Raw genomic sequence first — 21,385 nt, 5'->3', positions numbered from 1 at the left:
CCTATGTAAAAAAACCTCCGATAGACCTAACCCATAATCTGGATAAGCGTATCAGAGGTTCTACTTATGTTACATTTCCTTGCGTATACGTTACCGTTTACCTGAATCGAACGGCTCCCCTACCGCCTTCGGTGCATTCGAGGATTTGGAGAAAATAACCAAAGCGATTAGTGTCACCACATAAGGGAAAATCTTAAGAATAACCGGTGGGAACACCGCCAGCGATGGAATGACCTGCGATACGTTGGCTACCGTCGTGGCAAACCCGAAGAACAAGGTCGCCAGCAGGATGCCAAGCGGCTTCCATTGTCCGAAGATGAGCGAAGCCAAGGCAAGGAACCCTAGTCCCGCAACGTTCCCCGTAAATTCGCCAGAATACGTCAACAGGATAACAGCTCCCCCAAGCCCGGAAAAAGCCCCCGAGATCATGACGCCGACATACCGCATGGACTGGACTTTAATCCCTGCTGCTTCCGCCGCATGCGGATGCTCACCGCAGGACCGAAGTCGCAGGCCGAACGGTGTTCTGTACAATGCCAGTGCACTGAGCACCAGCACCAACAGAACTAACCAGGTCGTAGCATAGGTTTTAGTAAAAAATAAATCTCCGATGATCGGTATCTTCGACAGCCAAGGCACATCGAACGGCGCGAAACCATTCGTGATGCTGATCTTGCCGCTGCCCGTAATGTTGCGGGCCAGGAAAATCGTCAAGGCGCCTGCAATCATGTTGATCGCCGTTCCGCTTATGATCTGGTTGGCACTGAGGTTAATGCTGGCAAAGGCATGCAGCAGAGAGAACAGCGCACTCGCTGCGGCCGCTGCTAACAGCCCTACCCATAATACCCACGATTGGCCGGGCCATTGCGCCTGCATTTTGAAAATAACAAAAGCTCCGATGAAAGAACCGACAATCATCAACCCGTCAAGGCCGATATTCACGACTCCGCTTCGTTCACTGAACAGCGCGCCCAAGGCGGTAATCAAAAGCGGGATCGTGTAAGCGATGGCATACGGAAAAATCTGTTCAATCGTTGTCCACATATGTCCTTACTCCCCCTGCTTTTTATTTGCCGCACGACGCAGCTTCAATTTGCGGTAAAGACGTTCGATCAAGATGCTGGTTGCTGCAAAATAGATAATAATAGCGATGATCGAATCGGCAATCTCCGGCGGAATCTCCGTCATGGCATTCATAAACCCTCTGCCCGAGTAGAGAATCCCGAAGAACAAGGCCGACACCAATACGCCGAGCGGCGCGTTAATTCCGAGCAGGGCAACAGCGATGCCGTCGAATCCCTGGCTTGGCAGCACGCCGATCTGCATGCTGGATGCATTCCCCGCATATTGCGCAACGCCGGCAAGGCCCGCGAGCCCCCCGGAGATGAACATGGACAGGACGATGCTGCGTTTTACGGCAATCCCCGCATATTCGGACGCATGGCGGTTGAACCCAACTGCCTTCAGCTCATATCCCAGCGTCGTTTTGTTAATCAGGAAAGCTACAATCAATACGGCGATGACCGCGATAAAAAAGCCCAGATTGACATAGGAGCCTTGGAACATATCGCTGAGCCACTGCTGATGCAGCATCGCATCCGGCGGAAGCTGGCGAGATTCCGTCTCCAGGCTTGTCCCTTTGAAATAAGCTGGAATGACATAATAAACGGTCCAGTAGGCCGTCCAGTTCATCATGATGGTGGACACGACCTCATGCACGTTATATTTGGCCTTCAAAAAACCGGGAACGACCGCCCATAGCGCACCGCCGATAAACCCGGCCAGCACCATCACCAACAGGAGCAGGGCACGCGGCAGATCCAGCGAGAGACCAACTGCCGTCGCGCAAAAGCCGCCGAACAGCATTTGTCCCGCTGCACCGATATTAAACAGTCCGGTACGGAAGGCAAAGGCTACCGACAAACCGGTCAGAATAAGCGGAGTTGCCGTCGCCAGCGTATTTCCGATCCTCTCCGGGTTCTTGAGCCCACCCTGGATGAGATACTTATACCCTTCTACCGGATTGTGACCGGTCAGCGCCATAAGCAGTGCTCCCGCGATGAGTCCGAACAGGACGGCAAGCAACGATTTTACGCTGTTATTCATGTGGTGCCTCCTCTTTTTGATACCCGGCCATCATCAGCCCGAGCTCTCTTTCGTTCGTTTCGGAGGTTTTGACGATACCTACCAGTTCACCGTTATTTATAACGGCAATCCGGTCCGACAAGTTCAGCACTTCATCAAGCTCCAGGGAAACCAGCAGAACGGCCTTCCCTTTATCACGCTGTTCGATCAGACGACGGTGAATGTATTCAATCGAGCCTACGTCAAGGCCGCGGGTCGGCTGGACCGCAATGAGCAGATCGGGATCACGTTCAACCTCGCGTCCGATAATCGCTTTTTGCTGGTTACCCCCGGACATTGAACGCACGATCGACCGGCCGCCCGTTCCTGACCGTACATCAAAGCTCTGGATGATATGCTCCGCATGCTTGCGAATCGCAGCAGGCTGAAGCAGGCCATTCTTGGAGTAAGGAGGCTTGTTATACACCTCGAGAATCAGATTCTCTTCGATTGTATAGTCCAGCACAAGTCCTCTTTTTTGGCGATCCTCCGGGATATGACCGATCCCGCTCTCATTCCGCTGACGGACAGATAGGCCGTTCAACGCTTTGCCGTTCAGGTTTACCGTTCCACTCTCCGCTTGTCGAAGACCGGTGATGGCTTCGATCAGTTCGGATTGGCCATTGCCATCCACGCCCGCAATGCCCACAATTTCTCCGGCATGCAGATCCAGGCTAAAGCCTTTGAGTGCATCAACCTTCTTGCTGTTTTTCACTGTGAGCGACTGAATTTGAAGAACGGTTTTACCCGGGCTGCTCTCCTGCTTGTCTACCTTGAAGGAGACGCTGCGGCCCACCATCATTTCGGCCATGGCCTCGCGGCTGGTGTCCGCGACATCGACGGTGCCGATTGTTTTGCCCCGGCGGATGACGGTACAGCGGTCCGCAACCGCTTTAATTTCTTTCAATTTATGCGTGATCAGAATGATCGATTTGCCTTCCTTGACCAAATTTCTCATGATGCCCTGCAGATCTTCGATTTCCTGCGGCGTCAGCACCGCGGTTGGCTCGTCAAATATGAGTACTTCCGCATCGCGGTACAGCATTTTGAGAATTTCTACCCGCTGCTGCATACCTACCGAGATATCCTCGATTTTGGCGTAAGGGTCTACGTTGAGGCCGTATCGTTTGGACAATTCCTCCACCCGCTTGGCAGCGGATTTTACATCCAGGCCAAAGTAATATTTGCGCGTCTCACTGCCCAGAATAATATTCTCGGTCACTGTGAACGGGTCGACCAATTTAAAATGCTGATGCACCATCCCGATTCCGAGTTTATTTGCCACATTCGGATTGGAAATCCGCACTTCCTTGCCGTTGACCTTGATCGTGCCACGGTCAGGCTGATACATGCCGAACAGGATACTCATCAGGGTTGACTTGCCCGCTCCGTTTTCCCCAAGCAGAGCATGAATCTCGCCCTTCTTCAGCCTGATCGTGATATCGTCATTGGCCACAATCCCCGGAAATTCCTTGCGGATGCCCACCATCTCGACAACATAGTCCATGGTTTAGGGTCCTCTCCTTCTTCTTGGTTAAATATCTTCTGTGTTCAAAAATTGCTTAAAAAAACGCGGATCGACTCACTTCCAAACAGCCAGAACGCAGTTAAATAGTTCTGATTCTATTCAATATCAGGATGCAATCGCTTGCGCCGGTGATACGGTCTGATACCTAAAATAGCCCCACAAAGTGGAGCCTATGCTTCGATGCTTGTTCCAAATACTTTGCGGGGGCCCCAAAACATATAAATGCGATTACAGAATTGCTTACGCTTCGCTGAAATAACTTATAATTTCTAATACCTTAAAAAAAGACGGAGGGAATCCGTCTTTTTTTCATGCGGTATCGCTGCTTTTCAAGTAAGTCTATCCACGCTCTGCTAATGCTCTTGTTGTCTTGAATTACTTAATTAATTCGCCTTGCTCTCCGGCCACTTTAATTTCCCCGGCTTTGATCTTGTTGAACACATCATCCACTTGCTTGAGGATGTCTTCGCTCAGGTTCGGGTTCTTCTCAGGAAGACCGACACCGTCATTGGTAGCATCCAGTGTGAGTGTTTGTCCACCTGGGAATTTACCTTCGGTTTCCGCTTTGATCATATCGTAAGCCGCTTGGTCGATTTTCTTAACAGCGGAAGTCAGAACGACGGACTTGTCGCCTTCGTAAACGCCATCTTGATACTGGTCAACGTCAACGCCAACGATCCAAACGTCTTTGCCGTTCTGAACGCGGGTCTTCGCTTCGTTAATCGCACCAACACCTACGCCGCCAGCTGCCGCGAAAATGACATTGACACCGCGGTCATACATTTGAGCCGCCAATTGGTTACCTGCTGCAACATCGTCGAAAGTTCCTTGGTATACCACGTTTTCTTTGTTAATAACCAATTTTGTTCCGAGATTATCGTTCGCATAAGTCACACCTTGCTGGAAGCCCCAGTTGAACTTCTGTACAGGCGGAATTTCCATGCCGCCGATAAATCCGGCTTGTCCATCCTTCACATGAAGCGCAGTCGCTACGCCAGCCAGGAAGCCAGCTTCATGCTCAGCGAAGAAGATCGATACCGTATTTTCTTTAACTACCGGGGCTGCGCCTTCTTCTCCTGAATGAGGCGTTCCGTCGATAATAACGAATTTAGCGTCTGTATACTTGTCCTGTGCTTTGAACACGGCTGTTTCAAATTTGAAACCCGGGGTTACGATAAATTTAAATCCGGCATCGTACAGGTTTCCGATCTCTTTGGTGTAGTCAGCTTCTGTTGTTCCTGCAGGCTTCAGGTATTTATACTCCATTTTGAAGTCCTCATTGGCCTTCACAATGCCCTCATATGTTCCCTGGTTAAACGACTTGTCATCAATGGTTCCCGCGTCCGTAACCATACCAACCTTAAAGTTCGCTTTAGGTGCGTCTCCGCCTGCACCGCCGCTTGGTTCTGTAGCTGGTTTGTCGCCGCAACCTGCCAGCATTGTGACAGATAACGCCAAACTGATTAAAGATATGACCCCTTTTTTCATTAAGGATAACCCTCCTAGGTATATATGCCCGAATACTAGATTCGTGCTATTTACAATATATTAATAAAACAGACCCTTTTCAACATAAATTTGGGGGATTCTGTCAAACTGCATCTGTGCCGCGGTGAAACGTTTAAGACATGTTTTATCCCAATTTTAGAAGACTTAGGTAACCGCTCTCAACATGATGTTGATATAACGGTTTTTATAGATAACACGGGGGTTACAGGTGATGTGATACACAAAGCGAGGAGGATATAATATCAACTAAACTTCGAAAAAAATAAATAGACTTTATTCTACCACATTTGTATTTGGGCTTGTTTGTTATGGCTGCGTTAAGTATTAAGGCCTACTGTTTACATTCTGTTCTTGTACAAAAATACAGGTCGTCGGAATGAGACACATTACCAAAACTCCTACTTCCATTCCTTTCGTCACCCGCAAGCTTCCATATCCTGAAAGAAAGCACCTCGGCAAGGTGCTTGAGCAGGATGTCATCCATCCTGTAGCTTGAATTATTATTCATTTACGACGAACTTTCATCATGCGGTTATACATGACAAATGCGGCAATAATCATGGCAATAAAACCGAGATTGCTCGCCGACTCCGGCGACATGCCGAACACCGCAGCCAGGTTCGAAACCAAGCCGTTCGTAAGCAGCGCAACCGCAATCAGCATGATCGGACGCCACACATTATACCTTCTCATCCTCGAAACACCCCCAAGCCAGTTTCGCAAGCAGAATACCAGAACATCAGAATACCTGAGATCATAGACTATTAGCTGTCATTATACCATGAATAAGAATGCGTTTACATTAATAATTAGATTCATAGGGGAATTTATGAGTCGATTGATTCAATAACAAATCCAAAGTCAAAAAAGAATCGGAGCCGGGATGAGAACGAAATTTCGAGAAAGCTGCTTCATTTGAGAAAGATATTTATATAGAAGAAACAGCAATTGATTTGTAGAACAAACACCTAATTACAGTAAAACGAACAGCCCCCCGCTCCTTTGAGCGGGGGGCTGTTTTCATGAAGTAATCGATAATTCGCTGGCTCCAGCCAACACTAATATCGTGAAGTAACGAGTCTGAAACTGCTCAGCGTAACCATATGTTGTGCGGCTATTTCAATTTAGAGCGGAACTCAGCCCAGCTTATGTCCACAATTCGGACAGAAATTCGCTCCTTCGTTCTTCGCGCCGCAGTTCGGGCAGAAGTTAGGCTTCTTATTGCCTTCGGAGGAAGATGAAGCCGCAGTTGACGCAGATTTCTCCTTCTCAGCTGGTGGCTGCTGGTTTTGATTTTGGCTCTGGCTCTGGTTTTGGTTCATATTTTTCATCATCTCATTGGCCATGTTCATGCCCATCATCATACCCGCCATATCCGAAGCAGCGCCGCCGCCCTGCACCTTGCCGGATGCGATACCGTCGGTCATGCTGACCTGCTGGTACTTTTGCAGATTGCCAATCATTTCATGGGAAGCCGTCTTCGTAATCATATCCTGAATTTCCTTCGGATAATTGAAACTCATCACCTGGAAGCCGGTGATTGTCATCCCGTTGTCCATCACCTGCATATCCAGATCTTCACGAATCCCTTGTGCAATATCCGCGGCATTCGCCTGCAGATTGAACATATCCTTGCCTTCTCGACTGATCCACTTCATCAGCAGTTGATCGAGCACCGACGTAATCCGGATCTTCACATCCTCTACAAGGTAACTCTCTTTCATGCCGGCAATTTTGTCGATCAGTGTAACATAATCGGTCACTTTGAAATTGAACGTGCCGTTGGCACGAATTGGCATACCCCCGGGCAGCTGGGGAGTCGGGATCAGAACCGGATTCTGCGTCCCCCACCTGACGGTGAATTCCTTGGTGTTAACGAATAACACCTCCACGCGCATGCCGCTGTTAAAGCCGAATTTAAACCCTTTTAACGTGGACAGGAATGGAATGATATCCGAGTCAATGCTGTATACCCCTTCATCCTCGAAGATCCCTTCGATCTTGCCGTTATTTACAAATATTGCGTCTTGCCCGGAGCGAATGACCAGCTTGCTTCCTTTTTTGATCTCCCGGTTGCTCCATTTCCAGAAAATCATGTCATCTCTAAACTCTTCCCATTCCACGACATTGGAGAATTGGTTCTTAAAAAATCCCATCTATACAATCCATCCCTTCCATTAAAATTTCCCGCTGCTGCTGCTGTGAGAATGCCCACCCCTGGTGACGCCTCCGCCTCCTCCGCCACCCGAACCTCCGCCCGTGTTGCGCTCAATCTTCCGCTTCGTTGTTGTTGTTCGAATGTATCGGTCCTGATGATCCATGATTCCCGATGTGCTGGCATCCTCATAGGTTCGACGGTTGACCGTCACACGGCCGCCGGAGCGGTAAGCCATGATGCCTACGGCAATTGCGCCGATGGCAGCGGCACTGCCAAGTTGGAACCAAATGTTAAACAGGACATTATCCGGGTTCACACCAGGCTCAAAGCCCATATAGCGGTGAGCGGTTTTGATGTATTTTTCAAAAGCCTGTTTATAATCACCATTCGATAAATCGGGTGTAATCTTGCTGCGTATTTTCGTAAGCCTGCCGGAGTCCAGATACTTCTCAGCCTTATAATAACCTTCCAAATGCACGTTCCGAGTACCATCACGAGCACTCATGACCATGGTCAAAATGACGGTATTGCCGTGCGGCTTGTCATACCCGGGTGCATACTCATCGTAAAAATTTTCCGTCCATAACTCATAATCGTCATTGGGAACGCTGTTAACCGTAAGGATCATAAAGTCCGTCTCGCGCTTTGCGCCGTACTCATTCGCCATTGCATTCAGCTCATTGCGTTCTTCCGGACTGAGCAGATTCGCTTCATCGAAGATCAACGGTTTCATATCCTCTGCTGCCACCGCACCGGCGGGAACCATCCAATATACAGCCAGTAAGAATAAGACCGCCCATAACGTATATCGTCTTCTCACAGGAACCCTCCCCCCATCGCCCAGGAGATTAGCTTCAATGATAGCAAGGAGACGCCAGAAATGCCTGCAAACCATGCAGCCACCTTGGCTTTGCTGATCGGCGGTTTGCCGACGACCTTACCCGTCTGACCATTCATCGCAAAGGTATGCTCGGATTTATTGTAGTCATAGTGAACCATCCATACCGGAAGCAGCACATAATCGGCTTGTTTTAAAGTTGTATCGATCTGTTTGTTGGTGTAACTCACGGTTGTATAACCTGACACCGCTGTCGAAATATAGGAATCAATGTAGGAGCTGATTTTTTCTTTGGCGCGTGGATAGAGCTGCTCGTCGTTCTGACTGTATTTCTCCGCTATGTAACCGGCAAGATACGGCGTCTTGAACTCCTTCAGCTGCTGATAGGGAAATGGCTCCAGCTTATCCATCAACTCATCGTTCATCTTCTCCGAAGCGTCAATTGGCACCTTCACATAGTTCAGGCGAATTTTCCGATAGATATCAAAATGCTGCGTTTCCGTGTACTGATAATCGCCTCTCGTGTAGGTTCTCACCTTCGTGCCGCGGGCATGAACCTCGACCCGGTTATGCAGTTCATACAGCCAGAAGGGCACATACATTCCCGTAATGCCCTTGATGCGATCCGCGGTCATAAACCCACCTGGCGTCAGCAGGCCGTTTCTGCACCATTTCTTGAAAGCCTTCACGGCCTCTTCCTTCGTAATCGAAAAAGGGATCACCATCACCGGAGCCAAATTACCGCTCAATCGATCGCTGAGCACAACGGCCGAACCGCAGAAGCTGCAGGTCGTTGCACTTGTCTCCGGTTCGGTCACGATGACAGCCCCGCAGCTGTTGCAATGATACTCCTTCACCTCGTCCTCGATAAAAACCTGCTTCTTCAGGGGATCCGGGATTTGCTCGATATTGTCTTTTCTACCGCAGCTTGGGCAGGATAACCTCCCTGTATTACCGTCAAAAACCATGCCACTGCCGCAATTGGGGCATTTGTATTCAATAACCGGCATCTGCTCACCTCAATAACAAAGAAATGGTTAGTCCTTCTTATTCAGCTTTTCCTTCATGGCTTCCAGTTCATCCTCGGCATGGGGAGCCTTGGTTGAACCGGCTACGCCCTTCTCCATGTTCTTCGCCAATTCGGCGATCAGATCATCCAGATCATCTTCCTTAGCACCCGCACGAAGCTCAGCCAGGGCGATCGCTTCATCCAGCGCGCGGTTCGCTTTCTCTTCCATCGAATGAAAGGCTGAATTCGCGCCACCCGAGGAAGAGCGGGAATTTAATTCCTGCTGAGCCTTGGCAGCGGTCATTTTCCCTTTCAGCTCGGCATGGCGTGCTTCCAGCTGGCTCATATCCGATACAAGTTTATCCTGCATTCGCTTCATATTCGCGGCGTTTGAGGAAGCGGCATCATATGCAGCCTGCAAATCGTCCAGCTTCTCAGCCTGCACCGCTTTTCTCTGCAGGAACTTCAAGGCATCGTCCTCGTTCCCCGCTTCCACAGCCTTCTCCGCATATCGCTGCAGCTTCTTGATCTCGGCGCTGCACTCATCAAGCGCCCGCTTTGCCCTGCGCTCATCCGATAGCACGGAGGCCGTCTCCGCTTTCACCTTGCCCAGATCACTGCTCAAGCTCCGCATATAACTGTCCACTGTTTTCTCCGGATCTTCGGTCCGTTCCAACAATGAATTCACGTTGACCATCATAACATCCTTAAACCTCGATAAGATTCCCATCATGAGTTTCCCCCTCGAAAAGTTTACATTTATCCTATAATACCCTATGTACCGACGAAAGGTTTCATTTGCCGAAATTCGATGGAATATATGTAAATTTATAACTATTAATTACAGAAAATAACCCCCCGACCCTAAGGATCGGAGGGTTCGTATAGGATTAGATATCATCCCGAATCTGGATGCGTTTCTTACCGGAGTTAGGCTGCTTCGGTATTTCAAGCTTAAGCACCCCATCCTTCAGCGATGCCGAGATTTGGTCCTCCGCAATCTGCTGAACGTAAAATCTGCGGACATATTCGCCATAACGGCGTTCCTTCCGGACGATGTGCTGGTCCGTATCCTCTACGCTGTGATCTTCCTTGCGAACGGCTTTGATCGTTAAGTAAGGGTCAGCGTAGCTGATTTCGATGTCTTCTTTTTGGAAACCGGGCAGCTCCGCCTCAACCAGATAAGCCTGCTCACTCTCTTTAATGTCCGTCTTGAAGGACATCATCGAGCCCTTAAACGGCGCAAACACGTCATCATTAAAGGCATCATGAAACGACTTCACCAGCTGACCGAAGGCATCTTCTCTGCGCTTCCCAAAAGGAATCAATTCAAACATCATCTATTTCCCCTTTCTTTGACCTTGTTTGACCTTACGCCTTTATTATATGCCGGGAGAACGTAGATGCCAAAACCGATTTAGAAGGAAAACAGACCAAAATAACGCGTTTTCAGCCAATTTACGTGGGTAATTTAGTATGATCTTTTCGTTTGACCTTTTTTGACCTTCGAACTTATTCACTCTGGATTCATTTGAATTCGTTCTCATTAAGCAGCGTGAAATTAAAGAAAAGGACATCCCTGAGGATGCCCTTCCATATCGGCTTATCGTTTCTTCATAATCTGATCGATTTCACTCTTCAACAAAAGGTATCGATGCACGCTTCGCATGATCGGAACTTTGGTTAGCTTATTCTGATCGACATAGCTTTTCATTTGATCCTTAGACAGACCTAACAAATTACCTGCTTCAGAAACGGTTAATACCACTTCGTTGCTTGTCGCATTAAACGTTTTCTTCACCTTTAGATTCCAATCCTCGAATACCTGCATGAGATTCTCAACCTTTCTTATACTTAACTAATGAAATGAACAAACCATGTTCTATCGGAATTGCAGGAGCCTGCCTCTTACGATTTAGTATCCTTGCGCTGATTCTTGCGGTAAAGTTTGATTTGCTGATCGGACGAAACGAGTATCGGCAAAATCTTATTGCTGCTGACCATGGACGACGCGCACTGTGAACAAACGGGAACTTCCTTGAACGAGAAGCTGTCTCGAATCCAACCGTTGCACCCTTCCTTCGTACAGGACCAAATGGCGGTCAACTCTTCTGGCAAATTTTCCAGTGGTCTATTCCAAGAGTAAGACATTGAATTTCCCCCTTAGCTACATTTTTAACGCCCTCATTGCCCTTTTACAAAGCTTGCCTTTTATAAAAAAATCCCCAAACGATACGTTTGGGGATCCTTTCAGAAATCTACAGTTTTACAACGTTCTCGGCTTGCTGTCCGCGGTTACCTTGGACTACGTTAAATTCAACGCGTTGTCCTTCGTCCAGCGACTTGAAACCGTCACCTGTGATCGCACTAAAGTGTACGAATACGTCTTCTCCACCTTCAACCTCGATGAAGCCAAATCCTTTTTCTGCGTTAAACCATTTCACTGTTCCTGTTTGCATAGAAACACCTCCTAAATTTATATGATTTTCTCATTTTGGTTAAAAAACAAAAAATTCACATATTGAACAAGGTTAATAATCAAAATAATAACCCTCTGCAATATGTGAATCCCAGGTCAAAATCCCAATAAACTTATTATACCCCAAGGGTCAGGAAATAGCAAATGATAAATCATTTCCAATAACATCTACACAATTAACGTAAATAAATAAGGTAAACATCGTTTTAAAGATGAAGAAGAAGCCCGCTCCTCGAGCGGACTTCTAATATTTCACAATGACAATGGCATACAGATCATGCAGCGTTTTACCAACGATGCTGTCTAAACCCGTTTAAATTCAATCCAATCGATCTGTAGGCCAGGTTTGACAAAATCCAGCTTCATCTCATAATTACCGGCCTCCAACCGGACTTTGACGAGCTTCTGTTTGATCCATCTGCCGTCCGTGCCGTTCGTTTGAATCGTTGTCACCGGCTGATCATTCAGCGTCACGTTGCACGCGCTTTGCGCCAGCTCGGATTCCGGCGACATGATGCGTACAATGATGCGGTATTCGCCAGGCTCCTCCACGTTCACATAAGTCGATCCGCCTGCGGCAGGCTTCACCTGCATATTCCCGGATAAGGTCTGAGCCTGTTCCGGCGAGAGGGAACGATTGGATTTAAAAGCACCAACGGCCTCCTCCTTCACCTGTTTCCTGGAGAATACCGGAGCGTGCATCAGAAATTCGCATATGTTCATCGCGCTGCGCTGCAGCTCCCCACGGGTAAGCGTCCCATTTTCGAGGGATTCCAGCGTATTGTCTTCCCACGCATTGATTTCCGCGCCATAGTTCATGACCACCATGTACAGATCATTTTGCGCCCGGATCATCCAGTTCGTATTTTTTCGATCAGCTGGACCCCCGTTTACCACATCATTCATAATGGCCCACCAGTCGGTCATCACGATGCCTTGAAAACCCCACTCCCCGCGCAGGATCGTAGTATTCAGATCATAGTTGGATGCTGCCCAGTGCCCGTTAATCGGGTTATAGGAGGTCATGATGCAATTCGCCCCGCCCTGCTTCACCGCAATTTCGAAGCCTTTCAAATAAATCTCGCGAAGGGCTCGTTCGGACACAATCGCATCCACCTTACTCCGATGTTTTTCTTGGTTATTGCAGGCAAAATGCTTCAGGGTAGCGTTGGAGCCGCCCTTCATAATCCCGCGCGTGCACGCCGCAGCAAATGCCCCGGAGATCAGCGGATCTTCCGAGAAATATTCGAAGTTTCGTCCATTCAGCGGACTCCGCCGAATGTTCAGTCCCGGTCCAAGCAGCGCATCAATGTTGTAACTGAGCAGTTCCCGGCCTTCCATAACATACAGCTCTTCGACCAGTTCCGTATTCCAGGTCGCTGCGAGCAGTGTGCCAATCGCAACCTGTGTGGCCTGCTGTCCGCTGTCCATCCGAATCCCGGACGGGCCATCCGCCGTACAAGCCACCGGAATTCCGTAGTCGAGCAAGCTGTCGCTTAACCCGCCGAATGCGGAGGCCGTTCCCGCTGTCACCAGCGGGCTGCTCATGCCCTCCCCTCTGACAATCACCGCGAGATCCTGGTCGCTAAGCTGAGCGACAAAGTCCTCCATGCTGGCTTTGCCCTCATAAACATCTCTCAATTTATAGCCTTTATTTTCGGTTTGCTCCAAGGCAGCGGGCAGATTATGCTGGATCCGGTCCGCTATGGATACCTTGCGCTGCGGAACTTCCTCGAAGATCAGTTCATAGGAGCCGTCATCCTTGCGGGCACCCGGCTTCATTCTTGTGAAGCTTTCCGTTGGCGCCATGGCTTCCTGAAGCTGCTCCACCACTCGAAGCGTATCCACCACGTAGCCGCTGTGACCCTCCATACCGATGGACTCCACGCTTCTCACGCTGGTTCCCACGTACAAGTTATAGATCCCGGCTTCTAACACATACGCGGAAGGCTGCCCCGTCACACCGGCATCATCATAAGAAGCCATTGCATGAACCGGGAAGCTGATCGTAAGCTGCTGCGAATCGCCCGGTTGAAGCTCCCGCGTCTTACCGAATGCGGCCAACACTTTGGCGGGCTGACCCAGCTTTCCTTGCGGCGCTTCATAATAAACCTGCACGACCTGTTTACCTGCATAGGTGGACCCTGTATTTTTTACGTTTACACGGACTTCAATGGATTCTTCACCATCTTTGACCGTTCGCTTGGCTTCTTCAAGGGCAACTTCGAACTCGGTATAGGACAATCCGAAGCCGAACTCATACTGAACTTGGCTGGGTCGAAACGTTTCGAAAAAACGGTACCCTACATAAATGTCTTCCTGATACAGGTTCTTCTGTTCATTGCCATAGTTACGGGTGGATGGATAATCCTCGATTGAATAAGCAATGGTGTCGGTTAACTTCCCGCTAGGGGTCACCTCACCGACCAATACGTCCGCAATCGCGTTGCCACCTTCCATGCCACCGTGCCAAGCGTAAATGACACTGGAAATCGGGTGTGCGTAACCTTCATCATTCATCCAGCTCATATCAATAATGTTGGATACATTCAACACAACAACGGTCTTATCAAAATATGCTGTCACCTGCTTCAGCATCGCTTGTTCCTCTGCCGTTAACTGGTAGCTGCCGGACTCGTCGGCATTATCCTGGTCTTCTCCCGCGGTGCGGCCGATTACGACAATCGCTTTGTCGGATATATGTCTTGCTGCGGATACCAGTTCATCCGTTAGAGGCATTTCCTTCTGGTGCCACGGCTCAGCCGCCCAGCCACCACCGCCATTATCGAAGGGGTTCTGCTCAATCCACTGTTCATAGGCAGTTGCTAATTCCTCGTTAATCGCAATGCTTTTCTTATCCCGAAGTCCGTCAAGCAGATTCGTGGTATGGGAAACATGAACACTCCCTCCCGAACCGGTACCGCTGCGGTAATAGTTAATCTGCGTTCTGCCAAAAACGGATACGGTATCGTGTGCTTGAAGAGGAAGCACCTGTCCTTCATTCTGTAACAGTACGGCACCTTCGGCGGAGACTTTTCGGCTGAATTCAGCAAAGCCTTCCAAAGGAACTCCTAATCTCTCTGTGCTCAATAGATTCCCTCCTAATAAATAATCGACATCTATTCACTATCATAGTAACAAATTCTGTATATGAATATGTAAAAAACTCTTGTAAGGAAATTCTTATCCTATTTCTTGCAAATAAAATAATTACGATCGAATGGTGAAGCTGGTATACTTGAAGGTATAACGTTTATCTTGATTGGATTGGCACGCTTTTTTTGAGAATATAACTGCGAATGGATCTAGTACCTTAATATAATCTGCTTTCAATAAAAGGAGGCACTCCCTTGAAGATCATCTCCAGGCTGTTTTCTGAGTACTTGCTTATCCCCCGGCCTTTTCGTTTATTGATTTTATGGGGCTGGATTTTCCTCTTTTTTGCCATTGGCATTAAGCTCAATTGGTTTTTTAACTTTTAACAACGTACAACCTCCATATTGGAAGTACGACAAAATACAACGATTAAGAATCCCATCTCCGATGGCGGAAATCACAACCCATTACTAAGAAATTGCAGGTAGTCTCCTGGTTCAGATAAAAATTCAATTGCTAAACCAGATATTCCTATTAAAACACCATACAGAATATGAACCTTTTTCTCGCTTAACTTTGTTTTTTCAAAGATAACAATTAATGATATAAGAATCACCAAATAAACAAGATTACTGGCACTACTTTCTTTAACAAAGTTAGATAAGAATAAAGAAACACCAAGAGCAAACAAAAACAACGGTATTCTTAAGGTGACCATTTTTTTCATAAACTCCTTCCTTTCTGGGTGCTCAGTGTGCGGAAGCTGTTTCGATGGATTCGTCGGAAGCTAAACAAGCAAAAACCACCGTCTAAGGTTGGAGCCTGTTTACGGTGGTTTGTCGTTAGATGATTAAATTATGTCTCAAACGCACGCCGTGGGTTTCACAGCCTTTGATCATGAACTTTAGAGTCTTCACCGTTCCCGCGGTGAGGGCTCTATTTCTATTATAGTTAGTAATACTACGACGCAATTACTCTTTGTAATCATATTTTTGCGTAAAACAAAAATATTCCTAAACCTGTTGTAACGTTTATCATGATTTACGGATATATAGTTTGGGGAGGTGAACAGATGCAAGACACCGATGAATTATACAGGGAATATTCGACCCAAGTATATAAATTCGTATTCAGTTTTTGCCACAATCACTTGCTGGCCGAAGAAATCACACAAGAAACTTTTTATAGAGCTATAAAATCCATACATAGATACGATGGAACCTGCAAAGTGTACGTGTGGCTTTGTCAGATAGCTAAGCATGTGTGGTACCAGGAGCTGGACAAGCAGAACAAGAGGAAGGCTGACCCGTTGGAAGACAGTTCCTTATCCGAATCCTCCCATTCCACAGAATCTCAGTTCATTCTGGCTCAAGAGAAAATGGACTTGTTCAAACAGCTTCATTTACTGGATCCCCATACAAAAGAAGTCATGTATCTGCGCATGACCGGAGAATTCAGTTTTCGGGAAATCGGCGAAATTCTGGGCAGAGACGAAACGTGGGCCAGAGTTACCTTCTACAGAGGAAAACAAAAATTGATGAAAGGAAGAATGTCATGAAATGCGATATGGCTCGGGACTTGTTACCCTCCTATATTGAGAAACTAACTTCTTCGCACAGTAACGAAGAAATCGAAAAGCATCTGCAAACGTGCGAAGAATGCCTCCAGTATTACAAGGAAATGACCAAACCAACGGATCTCTCCGTGCCCGTCATGGATAAAGAAGAGGTTGAGAACATCAACTTTTTGAAAAAGGTGAAGCAAAAAAACAGAAAAACACTCCTTCTCTCTATCTTGGCGGTGCTCATATTGGTGGCTGCCATTATTAAGCTGTTTGCCATCGGCTTTACGGTGTCATCTCAGGATGTAGATATCGTTCATCAGAAAGTGAATGGTCGCCTGGAGGTACACCTATCTCTGAAGAAGAACGGCCAGGACTTGGTGTTCTCGGGCAATAGCAAATTTATCTATGATGAGAATGACAATGTAATCGGCTACGAAACTCGTTACACCCCTAAAGGCGTGCTTCATAATCCTTTTGATGATGTGGGCGATGAGATTATGCTGGGTACAGAGATGAACAACGATACGGATTATTCGAACACGTTTATTCTTGTATTCAAAGATAAAACCATGACGTTCATCGATGGCGTTCTGGTGGAATAGAATACATCGGATAACATCCGGTCACAGCCTATGCAAAATTAAAGCCAGTCCCGCTCATTTCTTGCGGGACTGGCTTATTGTAACTCCAGCGGTTCAGCCATTATCCTTCAGCTATAAGTCTAGCTTCGTGGCTGCCGCCGAAACGAAACGCCCAACCAATCATTCGGTAAAGTCTCTGAGCTTCTTGAATTAATGCACCTGATCGAGCAATTGATAGGCTTGCTCCTTCGTTGTCACCGCCAATAGCGCTTCTCGGAAATCATCATCCATCAGCTTGCGGGACAGCATCTGCAGCACTTTCAAATGCGCATTCTGTTTACTATTCCGCGGCACGGCAATCATAAAGATCAGTTTGGCTTCACTGCCGTCCAGACTCTTCCAATCCACACCATCCTGCTTGATACCAAAGACTACGCTTGGTTTCAGGACAGCATCCGATTTACCGTGAGGGATCGCAATATTCAGGCCGATGCCGGTGGAGCTTTCTTGTTCCCGGGCTAAAATGGCCTGTTTAAAATCTCCATCAGCGCGTACCGACCCGTTCCGCTCCAAGATCCCGATCATTTCGTCAATAACGGCATCCTGTGTCGTTCCAACCAGATTCAGATTTATAAGCTCCGGTGTTACAATATCCGTCAATTTCTCAACTCGAATAACAGGTGGTTCCGTTACTGTCCCCTTATTACTCTCGATTGAGGACACTTCGGCTGAGTTCCGAGCCAGAGGTACACCCGCACCTGCGTCTTCGTCTGCTGCCAATCCCTCACCTGATCCGACAGGATTACCAGCCGCTCCTCCTCCAACAGCTGCCGGCGTCACAACTGCCACATCTTTCTTGAGCAGGCTTACCATCATCACCGATACGGCTGCGCCGACCATGACCGCGATGAAGAACATCAACACATTATCAACGGCACCAAGTACGGCTACAATCGGACCGCCATGGGCTACGCTGTCACCGACACTGCCAAACATCGCAATCACCGAACCTGTCATCGAACCGACCATGATACTCGGTATGACGCGCAGCGGATCTTGTGCAGCGAATGGAATCGCTCCTTCGGTAATACCGAACAGTCCCATCGTAAAGGTTGCCTTCCCAGCTTCACGTTCCGAAGGCGTAAATTTCCTTTTGTTCATCATGGCTGCCAGTCCCATCGCAATCGGAGGAACACAGATGGCAACGGCAATTTGGCCCATAATCTCATAATTTCCTTCACCGATCATAGCCGAGCCGAACAGGAACGCAACCTTATTCACGGGCCCACCCATGTCAAAAGAAATCATCGCGCCCAGAATAAGCGCTAACAGAATCGAACTTGTGCCCTGCATTCCCGCGAGCCATGCAGTCAACGCTTCGAACAGGTCCGCAACCGGAGCACCAATCACAAAGACGAAGATTAACCCTACAACCAGTGAAGCCAGCACCGGGATAACGATAATGGGCATAATCGGCTGCAACGACCGGGGAACCTTGATCTTTTTAATCGCAAGTGCAACATAACCTGCCAGGAAACCGGCAATGATCCCCCCGATGAATCCAGCTCCCGCTTCACTTCCGTAAAAGCTGCCGTTCGCAGCTATGAACCCGCCGACCATACCTGGTGCAAGACCCGGCCTGTCCGCAATACTCATTGCGATAAATCCGGCCAGGATCGGAACCATGAAGGTAAACGCAGCCCCGCCGATACTCTCAATCGTTTTCCAGATCGAGCCTTCCGGTATAACCAGACCGCCCGGCGTCTTCACACCGCCCATCGTCAGTGCAATCGCAATGAGCAGCCCGCCGATCACGATAAACGGTACCATATAGGATACACCGTTCATCAAGTGACGGTAGATCGGATTTTGTTTCGGTTTGTTCTCTCCTGTATCTTCAACAGACTTGGACTGTGCCTGATAGACGGGCACATCCCCTCTCATCATCCGTTGGATCAGCTCTTCCGGACGACGGATACCCTCCTGCACCCCAACAACAAGCAGTTTTTTACCCACAAACCGGTCTTTCACCACCGTTTTATCCGCTGCGATGATAATACCATCGGCTTCACGGATATCCTGCTCCGTGAATTGGTTCTCCACGCCAATGGAGCCCTGAGTCTCAACCTTCAGATCAACGCCCAGCTTCGCGCCTGCCTTCTGCAGATTCTCAGCGGCCATATACGTATGTGCAATTCCGTTAGGACATGAGGTAATCGCTAATATTTTCATGATCGTCATTCCCCTTCTTTCCTGTCATGTTCCCGCTTACATTTATAGTGTACACGCTGAAAACGCTGTTATCGGACGAACTTTTTACCGGAACTTCCGGAAAAACAGGTTTATTTCGCAATAAAATATCCCGCAAAGTGGAGCCTATGCTACGCCGCTTATTCCAAATACTTGGCCGGGACCTGAAAAAAATGTAAAAAGCAGGACGTATACGCCCTGCTTCATCATCACAAACACTACTATTCATGTTACCCTTTTAACGTATTCAGCAATCGAATCGCATCGGTCTCCTTAGCCAACACACTGACCAATGCCGGCTGCTCACTGATCCGCGACAATTCTTTGAACAGCTGTCGCATTTCTTTCCGCTCATCATGCTTAATCGCAAGCAAGAACACAAGCTCTACCTTCTCGGTTCCCCAGGTGATGGGCTGCTTCAGAGTAACAACAGCGATGCAGGACTGTTTGACCCACTCCGAGCTGCCATGTGGAATGGCAATGCCGCCCCCTATTGTCGTAGCCGACATGTGTTCACGATCCAGCACGCTTTTCGTATACCCTGCCTCGACATACCCTTTGTCCTCCAGCATGAGCGCAAACTTGGCGATTAACTGTTCTGGACGCTCTGCCTCCTGCTGAGGAAAGACAAGAAAAGGTGTCGTATATGTCAAGAAAACCGATTCCTCAGCCGTTCGGCTGTCCGGCTCATCAAGCCGGCGGATCGCCTGCTCCAGCTTCCGTTCATCATTCGCCTCGAGCAGAGGGGAGACGAGGATATGAGGTGATTTTAACTCGGGCAGCTCAACGGTCGTAATAACAAGATCCACCTCATGAGCTGCCAGATAATCCTCAACCTCCGCTCTGGACATCGTTGTCTCCACATGCACGGATGGGAATCTCCGTTCCACCTTCGCTAGAAGCAATTGTGACATTCCAACGCCCATGTGACACACAATAATCACCTTCTGAGGGTGACTCTCATTCTGGTGAAGCCGTTCCACGGACGCCTGAAAGTGCAGCGTCAAATAGGCGGCTTCCTCTTCGGGAAAGTGCAGATGGAGCGCTCCCCCTACCTCTTCCAGTGCGATAATGACCCGATCGAACATATAGGGATACATCCTTTTGATCTCGGCCAGCATCGGATTGGACACAGCCAGACCGTATTCAAGACGATTTATGGTTGTGTACAAATGCACTTTCAACCCGTTCAATAATACCTGGTCCTTGGAAAACGGGATCATATTCAGTTCCGACATTCGCTGAATCAGCTGCTCAACCAATTGGGGCAACAGGGGGTGGCTATCCGCCAGCTCGCTCCGTCCAACGCCCCCATCCTCCTGACTGTATCGGAACTTCCCGCCAAGCAGGTGCAGGGTAAGATAAGCCGTTTCTTCCTTGGAAAAAGGGACCGCGAACAGCTTTTGCAGCTGCTTCAAAAAGCCTATCGCCCATGCAAACTCCGCTTTGTTCTCCAAAAAGGCAATGTCCTGCCCGGAAAGCGAGATCGGCTGTCCCAGCTTGGTCCGCTTGACCATGAGCAGAATATGCAGCATCAGGCTTTCAAAGGTTTCATCGGTGAAGCGAAGCTGATGCTGCTGTTGCAAAACCTTCAACTCATTGTATACGGTTGCAATCTCGTGCGGTTCATACTGGTTGCGCATCATCTGTCCCGTTAACTCGGGACGGTTGATCAACTGGTTCAACCGTGCCAGTGCCGTCCGTTTGTTCTTCTCCGAGCCTTCAATCATGAAGCCCACGCGCTGCTTGGTCACCAAGCTCAGATCAAAGCTCCGCAGCCAGTTCTGAATCTTTTCCATATCCCGGCGGATAATCGCCTTATTCACGTAAAATGGGGAAGCCAAATTCTGCAGCGTTACGGGTTTCGCGCTCATCAAGAGCCGATATGCCAGGTGCAGCACCCTTTCCTCATCGGATTCATCGCCGGTGGTGCTCTCGTTGGAATATAAGCGGTGGAATAATTCAGCCTGATCCGCTTCGCTGATCTCCAGATAGATGCCAAGTCCCGGCCTTTTCACCAGATGACCACCGGAGTGCGTAACTATATATTCTTCAATCACCTTCAGATCGTTTCGGATCGTCTTCTCCGAGCACTCGGTCTGATCCGCCAGATCCTGCACGAGCCACAACCGGTTCGGTTCCATTAACAAATTGCGAAAAATCTCTTTTTGCCTGTTATTCATTCCAATCTCCCATATTCAGCTTATTTGGAGAGCTCACGAATCGTGAGCAGGTACTTGGTCCTACTG

Annotated in this window: 19 protein-coding genes; 2 read left to right on the top strand and 17 right to left on the bottom strand. The window is 48.4% G+C overall.

Features of this window, described 5'->3' with window-relative positions:
* Positions 1-90: 90 nt before the first annotated feature.
* The 15 genes from M2277_RS09465 to M2277_RS09395 form a co-directional block, all read right to left on the bottom strand.
* Positions 91-1,044: an ABC transporter permease gene (locus M2277_RS09465; RefSeq protein ID WP_006207705.1), complete on the bottom strand. Its 954-nt coding sequence runs from the start codon at positions 1,042-1,044 to the stop codon at positions 91-93.
* 6 nt (positions 1,045-1,050) lie between these two features.
* Entirely contained in the window at positions 1,051-2,106 is a 1,056-nt protein-coding gene (locus tag M2277_RS09460; RefSeq protein ID WP_006207704.1) for an ABC transporter permease, read from the bottom strand.
* Positions 2,099-3,631, bottom strand: a complete 1,533-nt coding sequence (locus M2277_RS09455) for an ABC transporter ATP-binding protein (protein WP_006207703.1) — start codon at positions 3,629-3,631, stop codon at positions 2,099-2,101. Before M2277_RS09455 ends, M2277_RS09460 begins: the two co-directional genes overlap by 8 nt.
* Positions 3,632-4,027: 396 nt before the next feature.
* Positions 4,028-5,140 (bottom strand): BMP family lipoprotein, encoded by a 1,113-nt coding sequence (locus M2277_RS09450; protein ID WP_006207702.1) that lies wholly within the window; start codon positions 5,138-5,140, stop codon positions 4,028-4,030.
* Between the two features lie 525 nt (positions 5,141-5,665).
* Positions 5,666-5,854, bottom strand: coding sequence for a hypothetical protein (locus M2277_RS09445; protein ID WP_006207700.1), 189 nt, complete (start codon positions 5,852-5,854; stop codon positions 5,666-5,668).
* A 443-nt stretch (positions 5,855-6,297) separates the two neighbouring features.
* Positions 6,298-7,317 carry an SPFH domain-containing protein gene (locus M2277_RS09440; RefSeq protein ID WP_006207699.1) on the bottom strand — a complete coding sequence of 340 codons (1,020 nt, stop codon included), beginning with the start codon at positions 7,315-7,317 and terminating at the stop codon, positions 6,298-6,300.
* 21 nt (positions 7,318-7,338) lie between these two features.
* Complete coding sequence (locus tag M2277_RS09435; RefSeq protein ID WP_148248425.1) at positions 7,339-8,139, bottom strand: TPM domain-containing protein; 801 nt, start codon at positions 8,137-8,139, stop codon at positions 7,339-7,341.
* On the bottom strand, positions 8,136-9,167 hold the full coding sequence (locus M2277_RS09430; protein WP_006207697.1) for a TFIIB-type zinc ribbon-containing protein: 1,032 nt from the start codon (positions 9,165-9,167) through the stop codon (positions 8,136-8,138). The genes M2277_RS09435 and M2277_RS09430 overlap by 4 nt, the downstream gene beginning before the upstream one ends.
* A gap of 27 nt (positions 9,168-9,194) precedes the next feature.
* Entirely contained in the window at positions 9,195-9,896 is a 702-nt protein-coding gene (locus tag M2277_RS09425; RefSeq protein ID WP_006207696.1) for a PspA/IM30 family protein, read from the bottom strand.
* 160 nt (positions 9,897-10,056) lie between these two features.
* Entirely contained in the window at positions 10,057-10,503 is a 447-nt protein-coding gene (locus M2277_RS09420; protein WP_006207695.1) for an Hsp20/alpha crystallin family protein, read from the bottom strand.
* 266 nt (positions 10,504-10,769) lie between these two features.
* Positions 10,770-10,997 (bottom strand): helix-turn-helix domain-containing protein, encoded by a 228-nt coding sequence (locus tag M2277_RS09415; RefSeq protein ID WP_006207694.1) that lies wholly within the window; start codon positions 10,995-10,997, stop codon positions 10,770-10,772.
* Between the two features lie 77 nt (positions 10,998-11,074).
* A complete protein-coding gene (locus tag M2277_RS09410) occupies positions 11,075-11,317 on the bottom strand; it encodes a cold-shock protein (RefSeq protein ID WP_006207693.1) in 243 nt (80 codons plus the stop codon).
* Positions 11,318-11,424: 107 nt separating this feature from the next.
* On the bottom strand, positions 11,425-11,625 hold the full coding sequence (locus M2277_RS09405) for a cold-shock protein (protein ID WP_006207692.1): 201 nt from the start codon (positions 11,623-11,625) through the stop codon (positions 11,425-11,427).
* 323 nt (positions 11,626-11,948) lie between these two features.
* Complete coding sequence (locus tag M2277_RS09400) at positions 11,949-14,735, bottom strand: glycoside hydrolase family 3 C-terminal domain-containing protein (protein WP_280754660.1); 2,787 nt, start codon at positions 14,733-14,735, stop codon at positions 11,949-11,951.
* A gap of 463 nt (positions 14,736-15,198) precedes the next feature.
* Positions 15,199-15,468, bottom strand: coding sequence for a hypothetical protein (locus M2277_RS09395; RefSeq protein ID WP_280754659.1), 270 nt, complete (start codon positions 15,466-15,468; stop codon positions 15,199-15,201).
* A 345-nt stretch (positions 15,469-15,813) separates the two neighbouring features.
* Between M2277_RS09395 and M2277_RS09390 the strand changes: the two genes are divergently transcribed.
* Positions 15,814-16,299 (top strand): RNA polymerase sigma factor, encoded by a 486-nt coding sequence (locus M2277_RS09390; RefSeq protein WP_006207689.1) that lies wholly within the window; start codon positions 15,814-15,816, stop codon positions 16,297-16,299.
* On the top strand, positions 16,296-16,907 hold the full coding sequence (locus M2277_RS09385) for a zf-HC2 domain-containing protein (RefSeq protein ID WP_006207688.1): 612 nt from the start codon (positions 16,296-16,298) through the stop codon (positions 16,905-16,907). Before M2277_RS09390 ends, M2277_RS09385 begins: the two co-directional genes overlap by 4 nt.
* A gap of 189 nt (positions 16,908-17,096) precedes the next feature.
* Here the strand turns inward: M2277_RS09385 and M2277_RS09380 are convergent, their stop codons facing one another.
* A complete protein-coding gene (locus M2277_RS09380) occupies positions 17,097-19,118 on the bottom strand; it encodes a fructose-specific PTS transporter subunit EIIC (RefSeq protein WP_280754658.1) in 2,022 nt (673 codons plus the stop codon).
* A gap of 248 nt (positions 19,119-19,366) precedes the next feature.
* Positions 19,367-21,319, bottom strand: a complete 1,953-nt coding sequence (locus M2277_RS09375) for a BglG family transcription antiterminator (protein ID WP_280754657.1) — start codon at positions 21,317-21,319, stop codon at positions 19,367-19,369.
* Positions 21,320-21,385: the final 66 nt, after the last annotated feature.

The organism is Paenibacillus sp. LBL (assembly GCF_029893715.1).
Lineage (GTDB): Bacteria > Bacillota > Bacilli > Paenibacillales > Paenibacillaceae > Paenibacillus_AQ > Paenibacillus_AQ glucanolyticus.
This window is presented reverse-complemented; position numbering and strand designations above follow the sequence as displayed.

What these genes read in the sequence shown, in the direction of transcription:
- M2277_RS09455 (WP_006207703.1), bottom strand. Translation starts at nt 3,631, where the DNA reads ATGGACTATGTTGTCGAGATGGTGGGCATCCGCAAGGAATTTCCGGGG.
- M2277_RS09440 (WP_006207699.1), bottom strand. Translation starts at nt 7,317, where the DNA reads ATGGGATTTTTTAAGAACCAATTCTCCAATGTCGTGGAATGGGAAGAG.
- M2277_RS09375 (WP_280754657.1), bottom strand. Translation starts at nt 21,319, where the DNA reads ATGAATAACAGGCAAAAAGAGATTTTTCGCAATTTGTTAATGGAACCG.
- M2277_RS09395 (WP_280754659.1), bottom strand. Translation starts at nt 15,468, where the DNA reads ATGAAAAAAATGGTCACCTTAAGAATACCGTTGTTTTTGTTTGCTCTT.
- M2277_RS09405 (WP_006207692.1), bottom strand. Translation starts at nt 11,625, where the DNA reads ATGCAAACAGGAACAGTGAAATGGTTTAACGCAGAAAAAGGATTTGGC.
- M2277_RS09430 (WP_006207697.1), bottom strand. Translation starts at nt 9,167, where the DNA reads ATGCCGGTTATTGAATACAAATGCCCCAATTGCGGCAGTGGCATGGTT.
- M2277_RS09415 (WP_006207694.1), bottom strand. Translation starts at nt 10,997, where the DNA reads ATGCAGGTATTCGAGGATTGGAATCTAAAGGTGAAGAAAACGTTTAAT.
- M2277_RS09445 (WP_006207700.1), bottom strand. Translation starts at nt 5,854, where the DNA reads ATGAGAAGGTATAATGTGTGGCGTCCGATCATGCTGATTGCGGTTGCG.
- M2277_RS09380 (WP_280754658.1), bottom strand. Translation starts at nt 19,118, where the DNA reads ATGAAAATATTAGCGATTACCTCATGTCCTAACGGAATTGCACATACG.
- M2277_RS09385 (WP_006207688.1), top strand. Translation starts at nt 16,296, where the DNA reads ATGAAATGCGATATGGCTCGGGACTTGTTACCCTCCTATATTGAGAAA.
- M2277_RS09450 (WP_006207702.1), bottom strand. Translation starts at nt 5,140, where the DNA reads ATGAAAAAAGGGGTCATATCTTTAATCAGTTTGGCGTTATCTGTCACA.
- M2277_RS09410 (WP_006207693.1), bottom strand. Translation starts at nt 11,317, where the DNA reads ATGTCTTACTCTTGGAATAGACCACTGGAAAATTTGCCAGAAGAGTTG.
- M2277_RS09420 (WP_006207695.1), bottom strand. Translation starts at nt 10,503, where the DNA reads ATGTTTGAATTGATTCCTTTTGGGAAGCGCAGAGAAGATGCCTTCGGT.
- M2277_RS09465 (WP_006207705.1), bottom strand. Translation starts at nt 1,044, where the DNA reads ATGTGGACAACGATTGAACAGATTTTTCCGTATGCCATCGCTTACACG.
- M2277_RS09425 (WP_006207696.1), bottom strand. Translation starts at nt 9,896, where the DNA reads ATGGGAATCTTATCGAGGTTTAAGGATGTTATGATGGTCAACGTGAAT.
- M2277_RS09460 (WP_006207704.1), bottom strand. Translation starts at nt 2,106, where the DNA reads ATGAATAACAGCGTAAAATCGTTGCTTGCCGTCCTGTTCGGACTCATC.
- M2277_RS09390 (WP_006207689.1), top strand. Translation starts at nt 15,814, where the DNA reads ATGCAAGACACCGATGAATTATACAGGGAATATTCGACCCAAGTATAT.